Source organism: Bradyrhizobium valentinum (genome assembly GCF_001440405.1).
Lineage (GTDB): Bacteria > Pseudomonadota > Alphaproteobacteria > Rhizobiales > Xanthobacteraceae > Bradyrhizobium > Bradyrhizobium valentinum.
This window is the reverse complement of record NZ_LLXX01000052.1, coordinates 1-4,624: the sequence shown is the minus strand read 5'-3', so window position 1 is coordinate 4,624 and position 4,624 is coordinate 1. Positions and strand designations below refer to the sequence as shown.

Below are 4,624 nucleotides of genomic sequence, written 5' to 3'. Positions count from 1 at the left end.
GGGCGAAAAGCCGGGCCTTCATGCCGGGATCAGCGATCGCGGCATTGATTTCCTTGTTGAGCTTGTCGACGATCTCGGCCGGCGTGTTCTTCGGCGCCGCGAAGCCGTACCACTGGCTGGCTTCATAGCCTGCCACGACATCGCCCACGGTCGGAACCTCCGGCAGCTCCGCCATGCGCGTGGCCGTCGTCACCGCGAGCGCTCGCAGCTTGCCGGTCTTGATGTGATCGGCGGTGCCGGGCGCGGCCGCAAACAGGATCTGCACCTGGCCGCTGATCAGATCCGTCATTGCCGGACCCTGGCCGCGATAGGGGACGTGGACCATGTCGACGCCGGTCATCATCTTGAACAACTCGCCCGCCATATGCGGCGCGCTGCCGCTGCCGGCCGAGGCCATGTTGACCTTTCCGGGATTGGCTTTGGCGTAGGCGATGAATTCGGCCAAGGTCTGCGCCGGCACCGCGGGGTGCACCAGCACCACCATCGGCACACGAATGACGCCGGCCACCGGCGCAATGTCGCGGACGAAATTGAAACTGAGCTTTTCGTAGAGCGACGCGTTCACCGCGTTTGGCACCGTCGCCAGCAACAGCGTGTAGCCGTCGGGCGCCGCATTCACGACCGCCTCGGTGCCGATATTACCGCCGGCGCCGGTGCGGTTCTCGACGACGAAGGGTTGCTTGAGATGGTCGGCCAGCCACTGGCCGATCAGCCGCGCCGTGATGTCGACGCCGCCTCCTGCAGCGAAGCCGGCCACGATCTTCGTCGGCCGCGTTGGATAATCGAGCGCGGACGCCAGTCGCGGCAAGGCGGGCATAGCGACGAGCGCGCCAGCGAGTCTGAGGAAATTCCGGCGAAGAAGTTTCATATTGAGCGTCCCCCTGTTGGCAGCAAACTATCCCAATTGGGGCGGCCTGAGTAAGGCCGGCCGTGGATCACGCTCGTGCGCCCTGTTCCGGCGGCATGGGGACATGCCGATTCCCCATGCCAAAGGCGCTTGCTGACGCCCCGGCGTTGGTCATATCCTGAAATCAGGTCGTCCATCCCGGACGGCCGATGTTCTCAGGGCGGGGCGAAAATCCCCACCGGCGGTAAGGGTGACGTAGCCCAAGCCCGCGAGCGCCTTCTTTTCTCCCGAGGAGAAGGGTCAGCAGATTCGGTGTGATTCCGAAGCCGACGGTTACAGTCCGGATGAAAGAGAACGGTTTGCGGCGGCCTCGCACCTTTGCGCGTGGGCCGACGGCGTTCCGTATGCCCTGATTCTGGTCCTGAAAGAGGAAAGCCATGAATCAGATGTTGCAAGAGCCTGAAGTCCAATCCCAACCCCAAACAGTTGAAGCCGGTCACGTCCCTGACGTGCCCGAACGGCCGCCGGCGCCGGTGCATCCGCGTTTCGTCAAGCCGCAGCGCGTAGCGTTCGTGCAGTCGTCGTGGCACCGCGACGTGGTCGAGGAATGCCGCATCGCCTTCCTCGAAGAGATCGAGGTGCGCCATATCGCGCGCGCGCAGGTCGATCTGTTCGAGGTGCCGGGCTCTTTCGAAATACCGCTGCATGCGCAACTACTCGCCAAGACGCGGCGCTACACCGCGATTGTGGCCGCAGGCCTCGTGGTCGACGGCGGCATTTACCGCCACGAATTCGTCGCCGACACCGTGATCAAGGCGCTGATGGACGTGCAGCTCAGGACCGAGGTGCCGGTATTTTCGGCGGTGCTGACGCCGCAGCAATTCCACGACAGCGCCGTGCACCACGAATTTTTCCGCAAGCATTTCGTCATCAAGGGGGTCGAGGTCGCGGAAGCCTGCGCCAACACGCTGCACAGTTTGGAAAGACTGCGCGGGCAGGTGGCGGCGGGGATAGTAGGATAAGGAGACGCATCCCGTCATTGCGAGCCAACGGGTCGCGCGAATGCGCGCCCGATGACAGGCTCCGCGAAGCAATCCATCGAGCCGCAAGAAAGATGGATTGCTTCGTCGCTGCGCTCCTCGCAATGACGAGCATGGCGTTGGATTGGAATCACGATGGTCAGAACCGAACAAGAATCTTCCGATTGGCTCGGCCTGTCAGGCCGTGTCTGCGTGGTGACAGGTGGCGGCGGCGGGATCGGCCGTGCCACGGTGCTCAGTTTCGCCAAGGCTGGTGCACGCGTCGCCGCCATCGATATCGATGAACGTGGTCTAGAGGTGACGCGTATGGAACTTACCAGACTCAGCGCCGAGCATGTCATCGCCCGCTGCGATACGACTGACGTCGAGAGCGTCACCGCCGCATCCGAGACCATCGAGAAATCGGTGGGGGCGTGCCACGTTCTAGTGAACACCGCCGCGGTGCTGCGGCCCGGCGCGCTCGACAGTTTGACGCTTGCCGAATGGAACGGCGTTCTCTCGGTCAATCTGACCGGCTACTTTCTCTGCGCGCAGATTTTCGGCCGGCAGATGCGCGCGCATCGCCGCGGCAGCCTCGTTCACGTGGCGTCGATCGCCGGCAGCAACGCGCAGGGGCAGAGCGGTGCTTACAGCGTCAGCAAGGCCGGCGTGATCATGCTGTCGCGGCAACTTGCCAATGAGTGGGGACCGCACGGTATCCGTAGCAACGTCGTCAGCCCCGGCATGGTGATCACGCCGATGAGCCAGGCCTTCTACGACACGCCGGGGGTGACCGAGCGGCGCTCCGCCGTGGTGCCGATGCGGCGGGTCGGCGTGCCGCAGGATATGGCCGACGCTATCCTGTTCCTGGCGAGCGACCGCGCGTCCTACATCAATGGCGAGGAGATCACCGTCGACGGCGGCTACGCCAATATGCTGATGAACTTGGTGCCGCGACCGGGATTCGAGTGAGGCCGAAAAATACGGGTTTTGTTAAAGCCCGTCATTCCGGGATGGTCCGAAGGACCAGACCCGGAATCTCGAGATTCTCCGATGCGCAATTGCGCATCGTAGTTCGATGCTTTGCATCGCCCCGGAATGACGGTTCAGTCGAACAGGCTCGACACCGACTCTTCCGACGCGGTGCGGCTGATCGCTTCGGCGATCAGCGGCGCGATCGACAGCGTGCGGATATTGGCGGCCTTGTTGACCGCTTCCGTCGGCAGGATCGAGTCGGTGATGACAAGCTCTTTCAGCTTCGACGAGGCGATGCGCGCGGCGGCGCCGCCGGAGAGCACGCCGTGGCTGATATAGGCGTAGACTTCCTTGGCGCCGTTAGCGATCAGGGCGTCGGCCGCGTTCACCAGCGTGCCGCCGGAATCGACGATGTCGTCGATCAGGATGCAGGTGTAGCCGGCGCAGTCGCCGATCACGTTCATGACCTCGGATTCGCCGGCGCGCTCGCGGCGCTTGTCGATGATGGCGAGCGGCGTGTTGATGCGCTTGGCAAGCCCGCGGGCGCGCACCACGCCGCCGACGTCGGGCGACACCACCATGACGTTGCCGAGGTCGAAGCGTTCCTTGATGTCACGCACCATGACCGGTGAGGCGTAGAGATTGTCGGTCGGGATGTCGAAGAAGCCCTGAATCTGGCCGGCATGCAGGTCGAGCGTCATCACGCGGTCGACGCCGGCATGGGTAATCAGATTGGCGACGAGCTTGGCCGATATCGGCGAGCGCGACCCGACTTTGCGGTCCTGCCGGGCATAGCCGAAGTAGGGAACCACTGCCGTAATGCGACGGGCGGAGGCTCGGCGCAGCGCGTCGGTGATGATCAGGAGTTCCATCAGATGGTCGTTGGCCGGAAACGACGTCGACTGGATGATGTAGACGTCGGAACCGCGGACGTTCTCCTGGATCTCGACGAAAATCTCCATGTCCGCGAACCGCCGGACCACCGCTTTGGTCGGAGCCAGATGCAGCCAGTTGGCGATTTCCTGGGCCAGCGCGGGATTGGAATTGCCAGCAACCAGCTTGATCGAGCCGTTCTTGGCCGCCATCAACGCTTCTCCCCGCGCCTTGCTGGATACGACGTTCAGCATATCGAGAAATCCTCGGGAACCGGCGCGTTTTGATGAGCGAGGAGATATCAGGCAGGTGCCTCGGCTGGCAACCCATCGACGTCGTTTTCCCGGTTAAAAATCGGCCAATACGGGACTTTTCGGGGCCGTTTATTGGGCGCTGAAACTGAGCGCGGCGACGCCAGGTGCATCCTGGGCGGGTGCCGCCACTTCCGCACTCGCCACCGCGGGACCGCGGCGGTCGGGGGCCGGTGCAGGTGCCGCATCCGGGCTGCCATTGACCATGCTGCTGAGACCGCTAAGGCCGGCCTGCGCGATTTTCCTCAAGATGAGGTCATCGGCCGCAGCCCAGGCGTCGCGGCCGGCCTTGCCGGCAGGCTCTTCGCCGGAAAGCCGCAGCGCGCGCTGCTGGTTGTTGTCATAGACATCCCAGACCCAGGCGATCACGGTCTTGCCGCGAACCACCTGCGCCGAGAGATAGCTGCGCACGCGGTAGGTAGCCCCGCCCTCGCGAGACACGATCGACAGGTTGCGTAGCTTCGATTCGCTGTCGAGCACGCTGACCATCCGGTCGAACACCTGCGGCGGCGGACCATCGATCGATTCGAACGCCACGGTGGCGCCGCCGCCGGCGCTTGTCGCCATCGCGAACGAGCCGCTGCCCGTCGTTGCGCCGC

At 63.9% G+C, this 4,624-nt stretch carries 5 protein-coding genes and 1 riboswitch; of the genes, 2 read left to right on the top strand and 3 right to left on the bottom strand.

Annotation, left to right across the window (positions count from 1 at the left end; all coding sequences use genetic code 11):
• Positions 1-868 (bottom strand): Bug family tripartite tricarboxylate transporter substrate binding protein (locus CP49_RS09210; RefSeq protein WP_063791658.1); only part of this gene is annotated, 868 nt, incomplete at its 3' end.
• 186 nt (positions 869-1,054) lie between these two features.
• Positions 1,055-1,207: riboswitch (FMN riboswitch) on the top strand.
• Between the two features lie 77 nt (positions 1,208-1,284).
• Between CP49_RS09210 and CP49_RS09205 the strand changes: the two genes are divergently transcribed.
• Positions 1,285-1,869 carry a 6,7-dimethyl-8-ribityllumazine synthase gene (locus tag CP49_RS09205; RefSeq protein WP_057849962.1) on the top strand — a complete coding sequence of 195 codons (585 nt, stop codon included), beginning with the start codon at positions 1,285-1,287 and terminating at the stop codon, positions 1,867-1,869.
• 153 nt (positions 1,870-2,022) lie between these two features.
• Positions 2,023-2,838: an SDR family NAD(P)-dependent oxidoreductase gene (locus CP49_RS09200; RefSeq protein ID WP_057849961.1), complete on the top strand. Its 816-nt coding sequence runs from the start codon at positions 2,023-2,025 to the stop codon at positions 2,836-2,838.
• 134 nt (positions 2,839-2,972) lie between these two features.
• Here the strand turns inward: CP49_RS09200 and CP49_RS09195 are convergent, their stop codons facing one another.
• Entirely contained in the window at positions 2,973-3,926 is a 954-nt protein-coding gene (locus CP49_RS09195; protein WP_057849999.1) for a ribose-phosphate pyrophosphokinase, read from the bottom strand.
• A 171-nt stretch (positions 3,927-4,097) separates the two neighbouring features.
• Positions 4,098-4,624: hypothetical protein (locus CP49_RS09190; protein ID WP_057849960.1), on the bottom strand; the 527-nt coding region annotated here is incomplete at its 5' end.

What these genes read in the sequence shown, in the direction of transcription:
- CP49_RS09205 (WP_057849962.1), top strand. Translation starts at nt 1,285, where the DNA reads ATGAATCAGATGTTGCAAGAGCCTGAAGTCCAATCCCAACCCCAAACA.
- CP49_RS09200 (WP_057849961.1), top strand. Translation starts at nt 2,023, where the DNA reads ATGGTCAGAACCGAACAAGAATCTTCCGATTGGCTCGGCCTGTCAGGC.
- CP49_RS09195 (WP_057849999.1), bottom strand. Translation starts at nt 3,926, where the DNA reads ATGGCGGCCAAGAACGGCTCGATCAAGCTGGTTGCTGGCAATTCCAAT.